The 19,620-nt window shown below is 71.5% G+C and carries 18 protein-coding genes; 12 read left to right on the top strand and 6 right to left on the bottom strand.

The window, feature by feature from the left end; genetic code table 11:
- Positions 1-20: 20 nt before the first annotated feature.
- Together IE145_RS19285 and IE145_RS19280 are read left to right on the top strand one after the other, a co-directional pair.
- Positions 21-449, top strand: coding sequence for a pyridoxamine 5'-phosphate oxidase family protein (locus IE145_RS19285; protein WP_189526524.1), 429 nt, complete (start codon positions 21-23; stop codon positions 447-449).
- A 75-nt stretch (positions 450-524) separates the two neighbouring features.
- Positions 525-1,064 carry a nuclear transport factor 2 family protein gene (locus IE145_RS19280; RefSeq protein ID WP_189526523.1) on the top strand — a complete coding sequence of 180 codons (540 nt, stop codon included), beginning with the start codon at positions 525-527 and terminating at the stop codon, positions 1,062-1,064.
- 85 nt (positions 1,065-1,149) lie between these two features.
- On the opposite strand, the gene IE145_RS19275 is transcribed toward IE145_RS19280, so the two are convergent.
- Positions 1,150-2,595, bottom strand: coding sequence for a glyceraldehyde-3-phosphate dehydrogenase (locus tag IE145_RS19275; RefSeq protein ID WP_069740038.1), 1,446 nt, complete (start codon positions 2,593-2,595; stop codon positions 1,150-1,152).
- Positions 2,596-2,937: 342 nt separating this feature from the next.
- Here IE145_RS19275 and IE145_RS19270 point away from each other — a divergent pair, with 342 nt between their 5' ends.
- Genes IE145_RS19270 through IE145_RS19250 form a run of 5 tightly spaced genes read left to right on the top strand, consistent with a single transcriptional unit; the run spans position 2,938 to position 7,150 of the window.
- The gene (locus IE145_RS19270) at positions 2,938-5,154 is read left to right on the top strand and encodes a sensor histidine kinase (RefSeq protein WP_189526521.1); all 2,217 of its coding nucleotides are present in this window, start codon (positions 2,938-2,940) and stop codon (positions 5,152-5,154) included.
- Positions 5,155-5,159: 5 nt separating this feature from the next.
- The gene (locus IE145_RS19265; protein ID WP_006128963.1) at positions 5,160-5,594 is read left to right on the top strand and encodes a roadblock/LC7 domain-containing protein; all 435 of its coding nucleotides are present in this window, start codon (positions 5,160-5,162) and stop codon (positions 5,592-5,594) included.
- 2 nt (positions 5,595-5,596) lie between these two features.
- Entirely contained in the window at positions 5,597-5,968 is a 372-nt protein-coding gene (locus tag IE145_RS19260) for a DUF742 domain-containing protein (RefSeq protein ID WP_065476692.1), read from the top strand.
- Complete coding sequence (locus tag IE145_RS19255; protein ID WP_189526519.1) at positions 5,946-6,569, top strand: GTP-binding protein; 624 nt, start codon at positions 5,946-5,948, stop codon at positions 6,567-6,569. Before IE145_RS19260 ends, IE145_RS19255 begins: the two co-directional genes overlap by 23 nt.
- Positions 6,566-7,150: a GAF domain-containing protein gene (locus tag IE145_RS19250; RefSeq protein ID WP_189526517.1), complete on the top strand. Its 585-nt coding sequence runs from the start codon at positions 6,566-6,568 to the stop codon at positions 7,148-7,150. Before IE145_RS19255 ends, IE145_RS19250 begins: the two co-directional genes overlap by 4 nt.
- A gap of 32 nt (positions 7,151-7,182) precedes the next feature.
- On the opposite strand, the gene IE145_RS19245 is transcribed toward IE145_RS19250, so the two are convergent.
- On the bottom strand, positions 7,183-8,205 hold the full coding sequence (locus tag IE145_RS19245) for a LacI family DNA-binding transcriptional regulator (protein WP_189526706.1): 1,023 nt from the start codon (positions 8,203-8,205) through the stop codon (positions 7,183-7,185).
- Between the two features lie 255 nt (positions 8,206-8,460).
- Here IE145_RS19245 and IE145_RS19240 point away from each other — a divergent pair, with 255 nt between their 5' ends.
- Genes IE145_RS19240 through IE145_RS19230 form a run of 3 tightly spaced genes read left to right on the top strand, consistent with a single transcriptional unit; the run spans position 8,461 to position 11,204 of the window.
- Positions 8,461-9,324: an ABC transporter permease gene (locus IE145_RS19240; protein WP_189526515.1), complete on the top strand. Its 864-nt coding sequence runs from the start codon at positions 8,461-8,463 to the stop codon at positions 9,322-9,324.
- Between the two features lie 36 nt (positions 9,325-9,360).
- The gene (locus IE145_RS19235; protein WP_189526513.1) at positions 9,361-10,380 is read left to right on the top strand and encodes an ABC transporter substrate-binding protein; all 1,020 of its coding nucleotides are present in this window, start codon (positions 9,361-9,363) and stop codon (positions 10,378-10,380) included.
- Positions 10,377-11,204: an ABC transporter ATP-binding protein gene (locus tag IE145_RS19230; RefSeq protein ID WP_189526511.1), complete on the top strand. Its 828-nt coding sequence runs from the start codon at positions 10,377-10,379 to the stop codon at positions 11,202-11,204. The genes IE145_RS19235 and IE145_RS19230 overlap by 4 nt, the downstream gene beginning before the upstream one ends.
- A gap of 97 nt (positions 11,205-11,301) precedes the next feature.
- Here the strand turns inward: IE145_RS19230 and IE145_RS19225 are convergent, their stop codons facing one another.
- Positions 11,302-11,811 carry a GNAT family N-acetyltransferase gene (locus tag IE145_RS19225; protein ID WP_189526509.1) on the bottom strand — a complete coding sequence of 170 codons (510 nt, stop codon included), beginning with the start codon at positions 11,809-11,811 and terminating at the stop codon, positions 11,302-11,304.
- A gap of 676 nt (positions 11,812-12,487) precedes the next feature.
- Between IE145_RS19225 and IE145_RS19220 the strand changes: the two genes are divergently transcribed.
- Positions 12,488-13,438: an NAD-dependent epimerase/dehydratase family protein gene (locus IE145_RS19220; protein WP_189526507.1), complete on the top strand. Its 951-nt coding sequence runs from the start codon at positions 12,488-12,490 to the stop codon at positions 13,436-13,438.
- Positions 13,439-13,501: 63 nt separating this feature from the next.
- Here the strand turns inward: IE145_RS19220 and IE145_RS19215 are convergent, their stop codons facing one another.
- Positions 13,502-14,230, bottom strand: coding sequence for a sugar phosphate isomerase/epimerase family protein (locus IE145_RS19215; RefSeq protein ID WP_229825681.1), 729 nt, complete (start codon positions 14,228-14,230; stop codon positions 13,502-13,504).
- Positions 14,231-14,397: 167 nt separating this feature from the next.
- Positions 14,398-17,898 (bottom strand): ThuA domain-containing protein, encoded by a 3,501-nt coding sequence (locus tag IE145_RS19210; protein WP_189526505.1) that lies wholly within the window; start codon positions 17,896-17,898, stop codon positions 14,398-14,400.
- 362 nt (positions 17,899-18,260) lie between these two features.
- Between IE145_RS19210 and IE145_RS19205 the strand changes: the two genes are divergently transcribed.
- Entirely contained in the window at positions 18,261-18,659 is a 399-nt protein-coding gene (locus IE145_RS19205) for an MmcQ/YjbR family DNA-binding protein (protein ID WP_189526503.1), read from the top strand.
- A gap of 41 nt (positions 18,660-18,700) precedes the next feature.
- Here IE145_RS19205 and IE145_RS19200 read toward each other — a convergent pair whose 3' ends face one another.
- Positions 18,701-19,603, bottom strand: coding sequence for a transketolase family protein (locus IE145_RS19200; RefSeq protein ID WP_189526501.1), 903 nt, complete (start codon positions 19,601-19,603; stop codon positions 18,701-18,703).
- Positions 19,604-19,620: the final 17 nt, after the last annotated feature.

The following is a 19,620-nucleotide window of genomic DNA, read 5'->3' as shown; positions in this document are numbered from 1 at the left end:
CGTACGAGAAGGAGCCTCCCGTGGCACTGACCCGTGAAGAGCGCGAACAGTTCCTCGCCGAACCCCATGTCGCCGCCCTCGCCGTCGCGTCGGGAGACGGTGACCGGGCCCCGCTCAGCGTGCCGATCTGGTACGAGTACGAAGCGGGCGGCGACGTCCGGATCCTCACCGGCCGCACCTCGCGCAAGGCCGAACTGATCGCCGCCGCAGGCCGGTTCACGCTGCTCGTCGACCGGCTGGAGCCGACCGTCCGGTACGTCTCGGTCGAGGGGCCCGTCATCGACACGCGCCCCGCGACGCGCGCCGACCTGGAGCATGTGTCGGCGCGCTACCTCCCGGCCGAGAAGGTCGCCGGTTACGTGGACTTCGCCTGGGAGAACCACGGCGAGCAGGTGGTGATCACCCTGCGCCCCGAACGCTGGGTCAGCTCGGACCTCGGCCAGGTCTGAACCCCGGCCGCGGGTGCGATGGAGCTGCCGGGAAACAAGTCGCGCGGCCCCGGGGCGCGTTGGTGGAATGGGGCGATGGACATCACCGATGCACCGGATCCCCGGGACGGCCGGGGCCGCCGGGATCCCCTGGGCCGCCTGGATCTCCTGGACCCCGTAGGCCGTCTGATCGCCGAGCGTGCCTGCGAGCGGCTGATCGTCGAGTTCGTCCACACGCTCGACCTGGGCGAACCCGGCGACGTGGCCGAGCTGTTCACCCCGGACGGGGTGTGGGAGTGGGCCGCGGGGGACCGGCGGATCGAGGGCCGGGAGGCCTTGCGGGCCTACTTCGCCGGCCGCCCCGCCGACCGGCTCTCGCGCCGCCTGTGCACCAACATCCTGGTGACCCTGACGTCGGTCTCGACGGCGACGGCGAGCACGTACTTCACGACGTACCGCGTGGACGGCCACACCGGCGGCATGCTGCCGCCCCGTCTCCCCGTGCAGGTCGGGCGCTACGAGGACACCCTCCGGGAACACGACGGCCGGTGGCTCCTCACCTCGCGGGAGCTCTTCCTCGACTTCGCCGGGCCCACCGAACGGCTGAGCCCGGTGGACGCCCCCACCGGGTCCTGACACGCGCGCCCGCGCCCACACGCCGGTGCCCGGCAGGCGGACCTGCCGGGCACCGGGCGTCGTACGGAAGGGCCTGCCGGAGGCGTCAGACCGCCGGGGCCGGGTACGTCGGGTACTCCACGCCGGAGACGTGCTGGACGACCCGGATGACCTGGCACGAGTAGCCGAACTCGTTGTCGTACCAGAGGTAGAGGATCGCGTTGTCGCCGTCGACCTTGGTCGCGCCCGCGTCGACGATCGAGGCGTGGCGCGAGCCGATGAAGTCGCTGGAGACCGCGTCGGGCGCGCTGATGAAGTCGATCTGACGCTTGAGCGGCGAGGCCAGCGACACATTGCGGAGGTAGTCGAGGACCTCCTCGCGGGTGGTCTCGCGCTCCAGCCGCAGGCTGAGGATGGCGATCGAGACGTCCGGCACCGGGACGCGGATCGAGCTGCCGGTGATCGGCGCCTTCAGCTCGGGCAGCGCCTTGGCCACGGCCGACGCGGCCCCGGTCTCGGTGATGACCATGTTGAGCGCCGCCGAACGGCCACGGCGGTCGGAGCCGTGGTAGTTGTCCAGCAGGTTCTGGTCGTTGGTGTACGAGTGGACGGTCTCCACGTGCCCGCGCAGGACGCCGTACTCCTCCGCCATCGCCTTCAGCGGCGGGACGATCGCGTTGGTCGTGCAGGACGCGCAGGACAGGATCCGCTCGTCCGGCTTCACGGTGTCGTGGTTGACGCCGTGCACGATGTTCGGGACGTCGCCCTTGCCCGGCGCGGTGAGCACGACCTTGCCGATGCCCGGCTGGAGATGCTTCGAGAGGCCCTCGCGGTCCCGCCACCGGCCGGTGTTGTCGATCAGGATGGCGTCCTTGATGCCGTACGCCGTGTAGTCGACCGTCGTCGGGTCGTCCGAGTAGATGACCTGGATCTCGTTGCCGTTGGCGATGATCTTGTTGGTCGCCTCGTCGACGGTGATCGTGCCCTGGAACTGGCCGTGGATCGAGTCGCGCCGCAGCAGCGAGGCGCGCTTGACGATGTCCTGGCCGGAGCCCTTGCGGACGACGATGGCCCGCAGGCGCAGGCCGTTGCCCGAACCGGCCTTCTCGATCAGCAGGCGGGCGATGAGCCGGCCGATGCGGCCGAAGCCGTAGAGCACCACGTCACGCGAGGCGCGGCGCTCGATCTTGTTGTCGCCCGTCGCCCCGGCGACGGCCTCCGCGGTGAACTCCTCGACGGAGAGGCCGCGGCCGTCGGCCCGGTAGGTGGCGGCCAGCATGCCTATGTCGATCTGGGACGGGCCGAGATCGAGCGTCGTCAGAGCCTTGAGGAAGGGCATCGTCTCGGTGACCGAGAGCTCCTCGCCCGCGATCTGCCGGGCGAAGCGGTGGGTCTTGAGGATGCTGACCACCGACTTGTTCACCAGGGAGCGGCTGTGCAGCAGGACATTGACGTCCTGCTCGCGGTGCAGCTTCCCGATGATCGGGATCATCGACTCCGCGATCTCCTCGCGGTGCATCCAGTTGGTGAACGAGTCGTCATTGACAGTCACAAGTTTATCTTTCGAGCTAGGCGGCGCTCATATGGTAACCGGCCCCCATCGCGCCTCCTCGGGGGGTGCCCTACCTGCGGGTAAACCCAGGGCCAAGGCTCGGCAATCGGGCGCGCGTACGAGGGCTCATACCAGAGTGGGACGGATGGCGGGCAAGTTCGACAACTGCCCGTCGCGCATACGGCATTGACGACTACCGTGTGTGCCCGGTGATCAACGGTGGGCTCATGACGTTCGGGCCTGCCCGACCGATGACCCGCGCCTGACCGACCACCGTAGGGGCCACCGCATGGACGCCGGCACGACCGCCGATCCCCGGTGCCCCCTGTACCGAGGACGCTGATGTCTCAACTTCGCGCACCCGAAGCGCGACCGGACCGCCGTGAGGGCGGGCGGCACGGCCGCCCCGGCACGCGCGGCCACTCGGCCCCGAGCAGGCCGCGCGCCGAGGGGCCTTCCCCCGACGCCCGGATCCGCCCCCAACTGCTGCGGACCGCGCTGCTCCCGGCCGTCGCCGCCGTGCTCAGCGGCGCGGCGGCCGTCATCTTCACCGCCCGCGCCGGAGGGGTCGGCTCCTCGCCCAGCCTCTGGGCGGCGCTCGGCGGATCGGGCGCCCTGGCGGTCGCCGCCGTCGCGGCCGCCTACCTCGGCGCCAACCGCGTGGCGGGCCAGGTGCTCGACCGGGCTCTCGCCCTTCGGCGCGCCAGCGCCCAGGGCCAGGCCGAGCTGCAGCGGGTGGTGGAACAGCTCCGCAACGGGGAGTCCGTTCCCGCGCGGCGGCCCTCGCCGCCCCCCACTCCCGGGGCCGACGCCTTCGACCTGCTCGGACAGGAGATGGCCCGGGCCCAGGAGGCCTCCGTCGCCGCCGTCGTCCAGGCGTCCCAGCTCTTCAGCAGGGCCGGCAACGAACAGAAGGTCGAGGTCTTCGTCAACCTGGCGCGACGGCTGCAATCCCTCGTCCACCGCGAGATCCAGATCCTCGACGAGCTGGAGCACGAGGTCGAGGACCCCGACCTCCTCAAGGGCCTTTTCCACGTCGACCACCTCGCCACCCGGATCCGCCGCCACGCGGAGAACCTCGCCGTCCTCGGCGGGGCCGTCTCCCGGCGCCAGTGGAGCAACCCGGTCACCATGACCGAGGTGCTCCGCTCGGCCATCGCCGAGGTCGAGCAGTACCCCCGGGTCAAGCTGGTCCCGCCGATGGACGGCACCCTGCGCGGCCACGCCGTCGCCGACGTGATCCACCTGCTGGCCGAGCTGGTCGAGAACGCCACGGTCTTCTCCGCCCCCCACACCCAGGTGCTGCTGCGCGTCCAGCAGGTCACCGCCGGGCTCGCCCTGGAGGTGGAGGACCGCGGACTCGGGATGCCGGACCACGAGCAGAAGCGGATGAACGCCCTGCTCTCCGACCCCGACCAGGTCAACGTCGCCCATCTGCTCCAGGACGGCCGGATCGGCCTGTTCGTCGTCTCGGCCCTCGCCCGCCGCCACGGCATCGCCGTCCGCCTCCAGAGCAACATCTACGGCGGTACGCAGGCGGTGCTGGTCCTTCCGCAGTCGCTGCTCGGGACCGATCCCGACGCCCCGCCGTCGCCCGACGCCGTGCCCGTGCCGCCCCCCGGCGCCGTCCACCGCCCGCCCGTCGAAGCCGGGAGCCCCGCCGCCACCGCACCGCGGAACGGCACACCCCGGACCACGGCTCCGGCCCCGACAGCCGGGACCCGGGCACCCGAGGCCCCGGGCTCCGGGGACCAGACCCCCGCACCCCGGGCGGCCACGGCACCGTCGTCGCCCCAGGCGTCCACCGGCGTCCCGCACCGGACGCCCGGGCCCGCACGGAACGCACGCCCCGGGCCGCCATCGGGCGAGGCCCCGCCCCTCCCGCTGCGCGCCGAACACACCGACCGGTCTGCTCCACCCGCCTCCCCGCCCGAGCACGGCGGCCCGCCCGCGGCGGCCGGCGATGAGCGCGAGGACCGGCCGGCTCCGGGGGCCGTCCACGAGCGCGCCCACGCCGCCCCCTCTCCCGCCCGGCCCGAACTGCCCAAACGGACGAACCAGGAAAGCCTCGTACCGCAGCTGCGCGAGGCGCCCGCCCCGCGCGTCGAGGACGAGCACGCCCTGCACGACCCGGGCCTCATGGCCGCCTTCCGGCGCGGCGTCGACCTCGCGGAGGCCCAGACCACCGAGGAGGAGAGCCCCGAGGGCGGATACGGAAACCCCGGCGGCACCACCGGAAGCGGGGCGCAGACCGCGCTCGACGCCCCCCTGGAGTCCCTGTCGCCCCTCCCCGTACGCGGAGCCACCGCACCGCACGACCGGCCGGGGCCGGCCCGGACATCGCGGCCGGACCACGCGCTGCCCGCCGTCGGCCTGCCCGTACCGGACAGCTACCCGCCCGACGCGTACCCGCACGACCCCGCCACGTACCGGCGCGGCAGCCACGCCGAAGACGCCCCCGACCGCGGGACGGGCACGCCCGGAGCGTTCCCGGGCGAGCCCTTCGTGCCGGGCCAGGCCGTCCCGCAACCCCGTAAAGACACCACCTTCAAGGAGTAGACACCATGACGAGCGATATGCCGTCCGGTCAGGTCTCGGACCTGGACTGGCTGCTGAGCGGGCTGGTCCAGCGTGTTCCCTACACCCGCAGCGCGGTTCTGCTCTCCGCCGACGGGCTGGTGAAATCCGTGCACGGCATGGACCCCGACAGCGCCGACCACATGGCCGCCCTGGCCGCCGGTCTGTACTCGCTGGGCCGCAGCGCCGGGGCCCGGTTCGGTGACAACGGCGACGTCCGGCAGGTGGTCGTCGAACTGGACTCCACGCTCCTGTTCGTCTCCACCGCCGGATCCGGCACCTGCCTCGCCGTCCTCGCCGGACGCGAGGCGGACGCCGCGGTGCTCGGCTACGAGATGGCGATGCTGGTCAAGAGCGTCCGCCCCTACCTGACGACCCCGCTGCGGCAGCCGGCCGGCGCGCCGTTCACCCCGGGGATCTGAGGATGCCGGCCCCGCAGGACGGGCCCCTGCTCGACGACGCGGCCGGCCGGCTGATCCGCCCGTACACGATCAGCAACGGCCGGACCCGGCCGTCCACCGCGTTCGACCTGCTCTCCCTGATCATGGCCACGGGCATCGAGCCGGACATCCCGCTCGGCCCGGAACACACCATCGCCCTCGGCATGTGCGAAGGGCCGATGTCCGTCGCCGAGATCGCCGCACACCTCCGGCTGCCCGCGGTCGTCGCCAAGGTCATCCTCTCCGACCTGGTCGCCTGCGGAGCGGTCACCGCGCACGCTCCCGCTTTCCACGACATGCCCACCGACCGATCCCTGCTGGAGGCAGTGCTCGATGGTTTACGACGACAGCTCTGACCGCACCGGAACCGCCGAGTTCTTTCCCGTGGCCCTCAAGGTTCTGGTCGCCGGAGGATTCGGCGTCGGCAAGACGACGTTCGTGGGCGCGGTCAGCGAGATCGCCCCGCTGTCCACCGAGGAGTTGCTGACCCAGAGCAGCGTGGGGACGGACAGCCTGGAAGGGGTCGAGTCCAAGACGGCCACCACCGTCGCCATGGACTTCGGCCGGATCACCCTCTCCGAGCAGCATGTCCTCTATCTGTTCGGCACACCGGGCCAGGAGCGCTTCTGGTTCATGTGGGACGAACTCTCCCAGGGCGCGCTCGGGGCGGTCGTGCTGGCTGACACCCGGCGCCTCGCCGAATGCTTCGGCGCGGTGGACTTCTTCGAACGGCGCGGCATCGGATTCATCGTCGCCGTCAACGAGTTCGACGGCGCCTACCGCTACGAGCCGGACGAGATCCGTGCCGCGCTCGACCTCGGCCCCGAGGTGCCCGTCGTCCTGTGCGACGCCCGGATCGCCAGCTCCGGCACGGGCGCCCTCGTCACCCTGGTCCAGCACCTCATCAACGCCACCTCGGCGCCCGCCCCACTCCAGACCTTCGGAGCCCACCCGTGACATCCTTCGCCACCGGCCGGATGCTCCTCACGCCCACCGACCGGCACGGCCCCGCCCGCGCCAAGCGGCTGCGCAAACTGGACCTCGGCGAACGCCCCGACGCCTCCTACGACAACTTCGACGCCTTCGCCGACAAGGTGGCCGAAGTCACCGCCACGCCCTTCTCGATGGTCAACTTCATCGACGAGAACCGGCAGTTCTTCGCCGGACTGCACACCCCTGCGGGCAACCGCGGTGGCCAGGACCTCGGTTCGGCCGCGGCCCGAAGCAACCGCAGCAGCCGCTATCTGGCCCGCGACCACGGCTACTGCCCGCACGTCCTCGTCCGGCGCAAGGCCCTCGTCCTCGACGACGTATGCGACTACCCGCGCTTCGCGGGCAATCCGGTGGTGGACGACATAGGCATCCGCTCCTACCTCGGGGCGCCGCTGATCGACCGCACCGGCATCGCGCTGGGCACCGTCTGTGCCGTCGACACCGTGCCACGCCCCTGGGGGCGGGCCGGCCTCGACACCATCAAGTCGCTGGCCCATGAACTCGTCCGCCAGATCGACGACCGGGAGGACCACCGCACGGTCTGACCCCGGGCGCCCCGGCGGCGCGACGCGGGCGATCAACTCCCGGGCGGCGCACCGGTACTGCCGCGCAGGACCACGCTCCCCTCGATCCGCAGCACCCGGGAGCGCCCCGCCCGCGACGGCGTCCGCAGGGCGAGGGCGATCACCTGCTCACCCATCTCCGTGAGCGGCAGCGCCACCGTGGTCAGCGGCGGCGACACCTCCCGTACGACGGGGATGTCGTCGAACCCCGCGAGCGACATGTCCTCGGGGACGCGTACCCCGGCCTCCCGCAGCGCGGCCAGCGCGCCGACCGCCATCACATCGGTCACCGCGAACACACAGGTCGGCCGTGCGTCCCCGGCGGCCAGCAGCTGCCGTGCCGCCGCGTGCCCGCCCTCCCGGGTGAACGCGCCCCGCACCACCCGGCCCAGGGTGATGCCCGCTGCGGCGAGCCCCTCGCGGAACCCCGCCAACCGGTCGGCCACCGTGGTCAGTTCGGGCGGCCCGCTGAGCACCGCGAAGTCCCGGTGCCCCAGCTCCACCAGCGAGGCCGCGAGCGCCGCCGCCCCGGCCCGGTTCTCCGGCTGGACGGTGTCCACCCGCATGGACCGGTGCCGGCTGACCACCGCGACCCGGCCGCCCGCCCGGACGTAGGGCTCCAACTCGGCGTCCATCGCCCGCTCCCAGGCCCGGTCCTGGAAGCCGGAGCCGATCAGCAGGATCGCCCGCGCCCGCTGGGCCCGCAGCATCGAGACGTAGGCGATCTCCCGCGACGGCTCCCGGAAGGTGGAGGCCAGCATCACCAGCAGGTCCTGCTCGGCCGCCGCGCGCATCACCCCGCTCGCGATGCCCGCGAAGTACGGGTCGCCCACGTCGTGGCAGATCACCCCCACCGTACGGTTGCCCTCGGCGCTGGCGAGGGCCTGGGCGTGGGCGTTGGGGATGTAGCCGAGGAGATCGGCCGCCGCGCGCACCCGGCCGCGCAGATCGTCGCGGACCCGGGTCGTGCCGTTGAGGGCCCGGGAGGCGGTGGCGAGCGAGACGCCGGCCTCGCGCGCCACCGCGTCGAGCGTCACATGGGCGGCGGGCGCCCGTCGGCGCGTATCGGGGTGGAGCGGTGTTTCCCGTTCACTCAACTCGACCCCCAGGGGTGCGGTGGTGGCAGGGCCCCGAAACTTCGGGACGACCTCTTGACCGTGCGCGGGAGCAGTCATTAGCGTGGCGGCACCTTACCAGAAAGCGCTTTCTGAAAGCGCCTTCATGGTCCGGACGGCAGCATCGCAGCATTGCACAGCTCTTCACAACTGGCCCCTAAGTTCAGGGAGTTCACCGTGAGTCAGAGCGCGCTCAGCAAGCGCCCCGCCGATGCGGCGGGGGTCGCCCGCAGGGCCGGTCCCACGACCGGGGAGCGGCTCGTCCGCGCGGCGGAACAGAGCTGGCGGCCGCTCGCCCTGCTGCTGGCCGCCCTGGTGGTCTGGTGGGTGATCGCGGCCGCCGAGCTGATCGAGGCCTATCTCGTGCCGTCGCCCGGTGCGACGCTCGACGTCCTGACCTCCAAGGCCGGGTACCTCTGGCAGCACACCTGGGTGACGACGTACGAGACGCTCCTCGGCTTCGCCATCGCGGTCGTCGTCGGGGTGCTGGCCGCGGTCGTGATGGTCCACTCCTCGACGGTCGAGCGCACGCTCTACCCGATTCTGCTCTTCGCCCAGGTCGTGCCGAAGATCGCCATCGCCCCGCTCTTCGTGGTGTGGCTCGGGTTCGGCATCGCGCCCAAGATCCTCATCGCCGTGCTGATCGCCTTCTTCCCGGTGGTGATCTCGATGGTCACCGGGCTCAAGGCCGTCGACCCGGAGATGCTCCAACTGTCCGCCACCATGGGGGCGAAGCCCTGGCAGACCTTCGTGAAGATCCGCTTCCCGGCCTCCCTGCCGCATCTGTTCTCCGGGCTCAAGGTGGCCGTCACCCTCGCGGTGACCGGCGCGGTCGTCGGCGAGTTCGTCGGGGCCAACGAAGGGCTCGGCTACGTCATCCTCCAGGCCAACGGCAACCTCGACACACCGATGCTCTTCGCGGGGCTGCTGGTGATGTCGCTGATCGGCGTCGTGCTGTTCGTCGTCGTCGAGATCGCCGAGAAGCTGCTCCTGCCGTGGCACGCCAGCCGCCGGGACACCTCGGCCACCACCACGTTCTGACCCACGCACCGACCTCCTCGTGAGAAGGGCCAGCCCATGCATGCGCGCAGACTCCTGATCGGTGTCGTCCCCCTCGTCCTGGTGGCCACCGCCTGCGGCGGCGAGGACGCCTCGACGAGCACCAGTGACTCCGGCAAGAAGCTGGACAGGGTCACGCTGACGCTCAACTGGTATCCGTACGGCGAACACGCGCCGTTCTACTACGGCAAGCAGCAGAAGATCTTCGAGAAGCACGGCATCGACCTGGACATCCGGGCGGGCCAGGGCTCCCAGAAGACCGTCCAGGCGACGGCCGCAGGGCAGAGTGACTTCGGCTGGGCCGACACCCCGGCCCTGCTCGCGGGCGTGGACCAGGGCGTCAAGGTGAAGAGCCTCGGCGTCTTCCTCCAGACCACCCCGGCCTCCGTGCAGTCCTTCGACGCCAAGGGCATCGAGGGGCCCGCCGACCTGAAGGGGCGGACCATCGCCGGGACGGCGGGGGACGCGCTGTCCAAGACCTTCCCGATCTTCCTGAAGAAGAACGGCATCGGGGATTCCGATGTCACCGTCCAGAACACCGACCCGGCCGGCAAGATCGCCGCGGTGATCTCCGGAAAGACCGACGGCCTCCTCGGGTACGCCAGCGATCAGGGTCCGACCATGCAGGACAAGGCCAAGAAGCCGGTCTCCTACCTCCGCTTCTCCGAGCACGGCCTGAACTTCTACTCCAACGGGCTGCTGGCCGGTCAGAAGATCCTGAGCTCCAGGCCGGAGGTGGCGGAGCGCATGGTGAAGGCGGTCAGCGAGGCCTGGGCGGCCGCCGCGAAGGCGCCCGAGCCGGCGGTTGCGGCCATGGAGGGCGCCTCCGAGCAACTGCCGCCGCAGACCGTGCTGTCCGAGCAGTTCGCGACGACGCTGACCCTGCTCCACACGGCGGCGACCGAAGGCAAGGCGCCAGGCGTCAACACCGAGGCGGACTGGCAGCAGACCATCGACGTGTTCGCCGAGGCGGGCATGGTCACCCAGCCGAAGGCCGTCGGTGAGTACTGGGACACGAAGACGGCTCTGAAGGGATGACGATGCCGAAGCAGCAGACGACACCGCGCTCCCCGGCCGCAGGGGCGGGCCCGGCGGCCGGGGTCCGGCTCGCGGACGTGGCGGTCCGGTTCCGGAGCAGGAAGCGCGATGTCACCGCGCTCAGCGATGTCTCGCTGGACGTGACGCCGGGGGAGTTCGTCGCCATCGTCGGACCGTCCGGGTGCGGCAAGTCCACCCTCCTCAAACTGGTGGCCGGTCTGCTCACCGCCTCCTCGGGGGACGTCCTGCTCGGCGGCGAGCGCGTCACCGGCCCCCGGCACGACATCGGTTACGTCTTCCAGCGCGCGGCCCTGCTGGAGTGGCGCTCGGCGCTGCGCAACATCCTGCTCCAGGCCGAGATCCGCCGCATGGAAACGGCCGTGGCGCGCGCCCGGGCCGACGAGCTGATCCGGATGACCGGACTGGGCGGATTCGAGGACGCCTACCCGCACGAGCTCTCCGGCGGGATGCAGCAACGCGTCGCGCTCTGCCGGGCGTTGCTGCACGAACCGCCGGTCCTGCTGATGGACGAGCCCTTCGGCGCGCTGGACGCCCTCACCCGCGAGCAGATGAACACCGAGCTGAACCGCATCTGGCGCACCACCGGAACCACCGTCCTGCTGGTCACCCACTCGATCTCGGAGGCGGTCTACCTGGCCGACCGGGTGGTGGTGATGAGCCCGCGCCCCGGCACCGTCACGGAGATCATCGAGGTGGGCCTGCCCGCCGAGCGCGACTACGGCGAGACGCTGGGCCGACCGGAGTTCCGGGCGGCGGCGGCACACATCCGCGATCTGTTGGGGGCGGTGTCCGCACACGACTGAGGGCGACACGGTGGAGGGCCGCCCGCCGGCCGCCCCGCCGGTCTGCCGGGTCCCGGGCGCCCCGGGGCGGATGCCGCCGGGGCGCCACGGACGGGGGTCAGACCCCGAATGCGGCGGGGTACCGAATGGTGCCGGTGGGGACCGGGCGGGTGTCGTCCAGAGCCATGGCCATCATGGCCTCGTCGGGTACGTCGAACGGTGCGCGGATGCCGAAGCGCGAGGCGGGGGTGAAGCCGAACCGCGGGTAGTACTCGGGGTGCCCGAGGACGAGGACGAGGTTCTCGCCCAGGGAGCGGGCGGCGTCCAGAGCGGCACGGATGGCGGCGGAGCCGGCACCGGTGCGCTGGGCGGAGGGCCGTACCGCGCAGGGGGCCAGGGCGAGGGCCGGCGCGCCGTCGACGTGGCAACGGGTGAGCAGCGCATGCCCGGTGAGGGTGCCGTCGGAGCCCTCGGTGACCATGGACAGTCCGTCGATCCATGCCTTCGGATCGGCGCGCAGTGCGTCGACGATGTCGGCTTCTCCCGAGGTGGGGAAGGCGGCGAGGTTGATGTCGCGGATGGCGGCGATGTCGGACGTCGTTTCGGGGCGGGCGGTCCAGGTGGTCATGGGGATCCGTTCTCGGGGGTGTGAGGAACGAGGCCGTGGGGCTGGGGCTGGGCTGGCGGTGGGCGGCGAAGTCGTGGTCGCCGCCGTGCTCGTGCCGCACGGCGGTCTCTGTCCGGAGCGTGGCGAGGGCCCGAGACATGCGGGCCGGCGCTGTTCCGGCATGCCTCAGGATGCCGGAACAGCGCCGGTCCGCTCGGCCGATTCGCCGGCACCGCGTTCGGCCCGCGTGATCCGAGACGGAATCGGTCCGGTACCGCGCTGAGGTGGCAGGCGTGCGAGCACGCCTCGTCCCAGGCGTCATCAGTGAGGGCGACCGTCAGGTCAGACCGGGGCCCGGGACGTGAGGACGGTCCGGCGGGTACTGCACACGGCAGCGGTCTCCACGCCAGTCATCAACTCACCCCCACTTCTGGTCCGCAACAGACCCGGTTGTCTCTGCTCGCCCAACGCCAGCACGGGGAGTTCCGACGCTCCGGGGCTCGACAGCACGGTCGAGGCGGCACCAGCCGCTCCTCGCCCTCGTCGGCGGATCGACCAGGGATGGCCATTCGTGTAAAGGGGTCTAACAAAAGTTATTGCGATCACCGCTCTCGAAAGTTATGGTCTCTAACAGAAGTGAGTCTCTATAGCTGATCTGCTTCCGCTTCACCGTCGCCTCCGCCCTGAAGGACCCGCCATGACCACTGCCCAGCCCCTCCACACCGTCCTCGGCTCCGGACCCGCCGGTACCGCCCTCGCCCGCGAACTCGTCCGCCGGGGCCACCCCGTCCGGCTGGTCGACCGGTCGGGGAGCGGCCCCGCGCTCGAAGGCGTCGAGCGGTACGCCGCCGATGTCGCCACCCCCGAAGGCGCCCGCGCCGCCGTGGCCGGGGCCGCCGTCGTCCACCACTGCGTCAATGTCGGCTACCACCTCCAGGTGGAGGTCATGCCGAAGATCCAGGAGGCGGTCCTCGGCGCCGCCGAGGCGGAGGGCGCACGGCTCGTCGTGCTCGACACGCTCTACCCGTACGGGGAGACGCACGGCGCGGTGATGACCGAGGGCACCCCGTGGAACACCACCACCCGCAAGGGCCGGATGCGGGCCGAACTGGACGCCCGCTATCTCGCCGCCCACCGCGAGGGCCGGCTCCCCGTCGTCCTCGGGCGCTCCGCCGACTTCGTCGGGCCCGGGGTCCTCAACTCCACGCTCGGCGGAGCCGTCTTCCCCGCCGCGCTCACGGGGCAGCCCGTGCCCGCGCTCGGCGACATCGACCTGCCGCACAGCTACACCTACATCGAGGACGTCGCGGCCGGGCTCGCCACCCTCGGCGAAAACCCGGACGCCGACGGCCGCGTCTGGCACCTGCCCACCGCACCGGCCCGCACCACCCGGGAGATCCTCACGCTCGTCGAACAGCGCACGGGCCGGACCGTCGACCTCACCGTCGTCGCCGAACCCCGCCCCTTCGGCCCGTTCGACGAGACCTTCATGGCGGAGTACGCCGAGATGTTCTACCAGCACACCGAACCGCAGATCCTCGACTCGTCCGCCATCGAGAAGGCCTACGGACTCACCCCCACCCCACTGGAGACGGCACTGGACGCCACCCTCGCCTGGTACGGGGAGTTCCTCGCCGCCCGCCGCTGAGACGCGCGGTCCGGCCCCGGGCGCCGTACCGCACACCCGGGGCCGGACCGCAGACACGACAGCTCAGTAGCGCAGCCGGGACAGATACCGGTAACTGGCCCGCGCCGAGGCGAACGGATCGGCCGGGGCGTCGTGCTCCACCAGCCACTGCCTCACACCGCCCTGCCGCGCGGTGTCGAACATCGCCGGGAAGTCCAGAATCCCCGAACCGACGTCCGCGAAGTCCCCGTTCGCCGCCATGTCCTTCACATGGAGGGCGGGGAAGCGCCCCCGGTGCCGGACGAACAGTTCGCCCGGATCGGACGAGCCGCCGTCGGCCGCCCAGTACAGGTCCAGCTCGAAGCCGACCAGCTCCGGATCGGTCTCCTTCAGCAGGATGTCGTACAGGCTGACGCCGTCCACCACCTGATGGTCGCTGCCGTGATTGTGGTAGAGCAGTTTCAGCCCGGACTCCCGGGCGGCCAGACCCGCCCGGTTGAACTGCCGTGCCACCTCACGGTATCCGTCCGGCGAGTGCAGCGAACCGGGCAGGCTCGGCACCACGATCCACTGGCCGCCGAGGGTGTGCACGTCCTGAAGTGCCTGCGGAAGACGGGTGCCGGTGACGATGTCGTAGCCGACGTGCTCCAGCACCGCCTTCAGCCGGGTCCGGTCGAGCATCTGCCGTATGGCGGTGGGGGAGTGGCCGTGCCGGCCGCTCACGCCGACCGTCGCGTACCCGATGTCCGCCAGCTGCTCCAGCGTCCCCGCGAAGTCCGCCGCCAGCGCGCTCCGCATGGTGTACAGATGCATGCCGATCCCCGACGGCGGGATCCGGCGGCAGCCCCGCCCGGCCGTCGCGGCGGCGGGGGCCGCGCCGAGGCCGACGGCGGCCACCGCCCCCACCGCCGTACCGAGGAAGGCTCTTCGGGCTCCGTTCGCGTGCTGCGTTGCCACGGGACTCCTCACTTCGCGTCGATTCACTTCACGCCGATGGGGACGGCGCCGGTGGTCGTGTCGCCCTTGTCGTCGGTGACCGTCAGACGCGCGGTGTAGGCGCCCTTGCGGTCGTAGGTGTGCGTCGCCGTGGGCCCCTCGGTGCCGGACGGCTTCACGTTGTCGCCGAAGTCCCAGTGGTACGAGGCGATGGTGCGACCGGCGGCGGGCTTGACCGTGCTGCTCAGCGACACGGCCAGGGGAGCGGTGCCGGATGCCGGTGCGGCCTCGGGCGCCACCGTCGTCCCTCCCTTCTTCTCCACGCCCGGACCGTTGAAGTGCAGCCAGTCGACCGAGAGCAGATCCGCCTTGCCGGGAGCCCAGTCCGGGTTGGTGAAGACCGCGTACAGCGTGGTCGAGCCGCCCGGATTCTTCAGCCTCGTCGTCGGCGAGATCAGCTTGTCGTAGCCGCCGGTGTGGGGGATCTTCACCGAACCCAGCAGCTCCCCGGTGGGGGAGCCGGCCCGGAACTCCACCGTGCCGCCGAGCCCGCCGGAGGACGCGCCGACCGTCACCGAGTCGACCTTCTTCAGATGCACCGGGTCGAAGCTGACCCAGTCGCCGTGCTCGATCTCGATCAGCCGCTTCCCGCCGGACGCTTCGGCGCGACTCCCGGTGTCCGCACCCCCGTTGGCGCCGCCGGTCGCCGTGCGGTGCTCGGCCTCACGGAAGGAGGTACGCAGGGTCAGTGCGGTGGAGCCGGTCAGTGCCGGGGCGTCCGGGGCGCCCTTGTCCTCGTACTGGGCGGTGATCCCGTAGTAGAGGTTCTGTCCCGGGCCGTGGCTGTCGCCCGCGTCCGTGACGATCTCTCCGGTGCAGCCGGTGTAGTTGTCCAGCGGATGCAGATGGGTGTCATGGCCGAGCTGTGACTGCACCACGACCCGTGAGCAGTCGATCGGCCCGCTCTCGTTGTCCTCCGCGTCGGTCACCTTCACCGTGAAGGGGATCGTGTCACCGAAGCTGAACATGCCTCCGTCCGGCGGCTGTTGGATGGTCACCTCGGGCCGGGTGTTGCCCACCGTGATGTCCCGCACCGCGAGCGCCGTCAGCTCGCCGGGGCCGGCCACGGTGAGCCGTGCGGTGTGCAGCCCCTTCGCGGTGTACGTGTGCGAGGGGTCGGCCTCGGTCGAGTCCGTGGTGCCGTCGCCGTCGAAGTCCCAGGCATAGGTGACCGGTTGGTCGCCGGGCAGGCCCGAACCCTCGCTGGAGAACTTCACGGTCAGCGGGTCCGGTCCGCTGTCGCGGTCGACGGAGATCTTGGCGTCGGGCAGTCGGCCGTCACCGACGTAGTCGATCCGGTAGATCCCCGCTCCCTCGTTGCTGCCTCCCCGTCCCGTACCGCTGCCGAGGCCGAAGTCGATGACGTACAACGCCCCGTCGGGACCGAAGTCCGCGTCGAAGGGCTGGTTCCACTCCATGTCCTCGAAGATGCCGTTGATCGACTGGAGGTCGCCCGCCTTCACCGGGCCGAACCGGGGATCGGTGAAGGTCTGGTCCTCGCTCTGGTACGAGAACGTCTTGAACCAGCGGCGGGTCAGCTCGTAGTTGAGCGCCTTGCCCTCGAAGTACTCCGGGAACTTCGTGCGGTAGGTGTTGTCCGGGTCGTAGTCGTAGACCGGGCCGGCCGTCGGGCCGCCGCCCCCGGCGCCCACCTCCGGGAACTCGGCCCACGCGGAGTAGGCGTACCAGACCGTGGCGGGCCGGGCGGCCGGCAGCTCCCGCAGCCCGGTGTTGTTCGGCGAGTCGTTGACCAGCGCCCCACAGTCGAACTTCGGGCCGGACGTCTTCGTCGCGAAGTCGTAGTCGTTGAAAGGGGTGTTGTCGCCGACGCAGTAAGGCCAGCCGAAGTTGCCCGCCTCGGTGATACGGGTGTACTCGACCGTGCCCTCGGGCCCCCGGTCGGCCTTCGCCTCACGGGCGTCGGGGCCGTAGTCGGCGACCATCAGCGCCCCGCTGACCGGATCGGTGGTGATCCGGAACGGGTTGCGCATGCCCATCGCGTAGATCTCGGGCCGCGTCTTCTCCGTACCCGGGGCGAAGAGATTCCCCTCGGGGACGGAGTACGTCCCGTCGTCCTCGGGCGTGATCCGCAGGATCTTGCCCCGCAGGTCGTTGGTGTTGCCCGCGGTCATCTGCGCGTCCCAGGCGCGGCGGCCCTCGCCCTCGTCGATCGGCGTGAAGCCGTCCGAGGCGAACGGGTCGGTGTTGTCGCCGGTCGCCGCGTAGGGGTTGCCGTCCTTGTCGAAGGCGAGCGAGCCCGCCATGTGCGAGTTGGCCCGCCCCTCGCCGCGCAGCGTCGGCACGGTCAGCAGCCGTTTCTCGGAGGCAGGGTCGACGGTGTCGCCGTCAGCGGTGAAGCGGGACAGGTTCAGCCGCTTCTCGACCTTGTCGGAGTAGAGCAGATACAGCCAGTTGTTCTCGGCGAAGCCCGGGTCGAGGGTCAGCCCCAGCAGGCCGTCCGACTGGCTGGTCATCTCCGGGGTGTACGCGAAGTCCAGGGCCGTGGAGACCTTCATCGTCTCCTGGTCGATCACCTTCAGCTTGCCGGTCCGCTGGGCGAAGAACACCCGGCGGTCGGGGGCGACGGCCAGCTCGAACGGGTCCGCCAGATCGCTCGTGGCCAGCGGGGTCCGCTGGAACGAACCGGTGCGCGTCGCGGTACAGTCGCCCTCCGCCGCACCGGCCGCCCACTGGATCCCGCCGAGCAGGTGCTGGACGAACGCCTCCTCCTCGAAGGCGGCCTTGTCGTGCCCGCCCGCCGTGAACCAGGACCGGCCCCCGTCGTATTTCTGGCACCAGGAGAACGGGTGGTCGACGCCCTCGTCGAGCCCGTCGATGCCGTCGCGCACCTTGATCTGGGCGAGGGTGTGCACCGTGGACGTGGGGTTGGTGCGCCAGTTGTACCACTCCTCCTGACGCTCCCAGAGGTCGGGAAGGTGCCGGGTGGAGGGGTGCGCGTGGTCGAGGACCTTGATCCGGCCGGTCTGCGGGGCGGGGTGCTGGTCGAAGATCGCGCCGACCAGGCCCTCGTACCACTCCCAGTCGCGCTCGCTGGCGGACGCCGAGTGCAGCCCGACCCAGCCGCCGCCCGCCCGGATGTACCGCTGAAGCGCGGCCCGCTCCTCGGCGTTCAGCAAGTCACTCGTCTCCGGTGTGGAGTTGGTGTTGTTGAAGACGACCGCCTGGAAGCGGCCGAGGTCGGTGTCGTTGAAGACCGAGGAGTTGGCGGTGGCCTCCACCGCGAAGCCGTGCTCGGTTCCGAGCTTCTCGATGGCCGCGACGCCCGCCGGGATCGAGGGGTGGTCGGAGTTGGTGACCTCGGAGTAGACGAGCACCCGGTACGCGTCGGCCGCCTGCGCGCCGGTCGGCGACGCCGCCAGCAGGGCGAGGACCAGCGCCAGGAGCGAGGTGACGGCGATGAGGGGGGACGGGCCGCCGGGGGATCGGCCGACGCGGCCGGCCCGGCGTAACGAACGGCGTCTCATGGGGCGCTCCCTGTGCGGTAGAAGCCGACTGCGGGGGATAGAAAGCGCTTTCTGAACGCCGTTCAGAGTAGGTTCAGCTCTTCGACGCGGTCAATGGGTCTGCAGGGCCTACTGCGCAGGGCGGGGCGGTGGGAGAGGGCGCGATGCGGGGCGGGGCGGTCGGAGGGGGTGCGATGCCGGGCTGGGTGCGGGGGCGGGTGCGGGTGCGGGGGCGTGGTCGTGGGGTTGCGGGCGCGGCGCACGGGGTCCGGAGGCGCGTTCTCGGGCGTCGGGTGCGGCGCCGGTCGCGGGTGGATGTCGGTACCGGGCGCTACGGTCGAATCCCGGCAGCGCACCGCCGGGCCCTCGAAACGGAGGCCGGTATGACCGCTGACGCCACGATCACCGCCGCCGACGTCCGCTCGGCCGCGCTCTCCCTGCCCGACACCACCGAGAAGCTCGCCTGGGGGCAGCCCACCTTCCGGGTGGCGGGCAAGGTCTTCGCCTCGCTCGGTGACGACGAGACGTCGATGGGCGTGAAGTGCCCCCGGGAGGACCGTGCCGAGCTGATCGCCGCCGAGCCGGAGAAATTCTTCATCCGTGAGGGGCACGACGACCACTACGCGTGGATGCGCGTCCGGCTGGCGGCGCTGGAGGACGCGGACGAGCTGGCCGCCATCCTCGCCGACTCCTGGCGGCAGGTCGCCCCGCGTCGGCTGGCGGCGGCGCATCCGGAGCCGACCGCCCCGGCGCCGGACGCGCCGGGGGAGGGGGACGGCTGAGCGCGGCGGCAGCCCGTCCGGGCCCCCGGGGTGTTCCCGGATCAGCGGCGCAGGAATCCGGTGATCCGCTCCCGCAGGCCCCGAGGGTCCAGGCCGTGGGCCGTGAGGTGCTCCTCCATCTGCCCGTAGCGGCGCAACTCGGCGCGGCCCACGCCCAGCCCGAGCACCCGGTGGGGCAGATCGATGAGCGCCTCGCCCGCCGCGGCGGTGGAGGTGCCCGCGAGGTACGGCTCCACGATCACCACGTCCGCGTCCGTGGCCGCACCGGCGGCCCGCCGCACCCCCGCCGCGTCGAAGGGCCGCACCGTCGTCGCGTACAGCACGGTGACGTCCAGCCCCTCGGTGGCGGCGAGGACGTTGTCGAGCATCGGGCCGACGGCGATCACGGTCCCGCCCTTCCCCTCACGCACCACGGAGAACCCGGAACCGCCGCCGACCGGTCGCGCCTCCCGGTTCTCCTGGAGCGAGAGGCGTACGTACACCCGGTCGTCGCCGCCCACGGCCTCCCGCAGAAGGGCCTCGGCCTCGTCGGGATGGCCCGGCACGTGCACCGTCCAGCCGTCCAGTGTGTCGAGGAGGGCGACGTCGCCGGGTGCCATATGGGTGAAGCCCCCGGCGGGCCAGTCGTACGAGCCGGCGGCGCTCACCAGGATGCCGCCGACATCCTGGTGCCCGAAGTCCAGCTTGACCTGTTCGAAGGGGCGCTCGACCAGGAAGCTGGCGAAGGTGTGCACGATGGGCCGCATCCCGGTCAGTGCCAGGCCGGCACCGGCTCCGACCAGCAGCTGTTCCCGGATGCCGACGTTGATCACCCGGTCCGGGTGGGTGCGCCGGGCCGGAGCGAAGCCGTCGGCGCTGATGTCGGCGAGCACGACGGCCAGCCGTGGCTCCTCGTCCAGGAGCTGCGAGGCGGTGCTGATGAATCGGTCACGCATGGTGTCCATGAGGGGTCCCTCCCCGG

Origin of the sequence: Streptomyces sindenensis (assembly GCF_014649035.1) — a bacterium.
GTDB lineage: Bacteria > Actinomycetota > Actinomycetes > Streptomycetales > Streptomycetaceae > Streptomyces > Streptomyces sindenensis.
The sequence above is the reverse complement of the archived record's forward strand: the minus strand, read 5'-3'. Positions and strand labels throughout refer to the sequence as shown.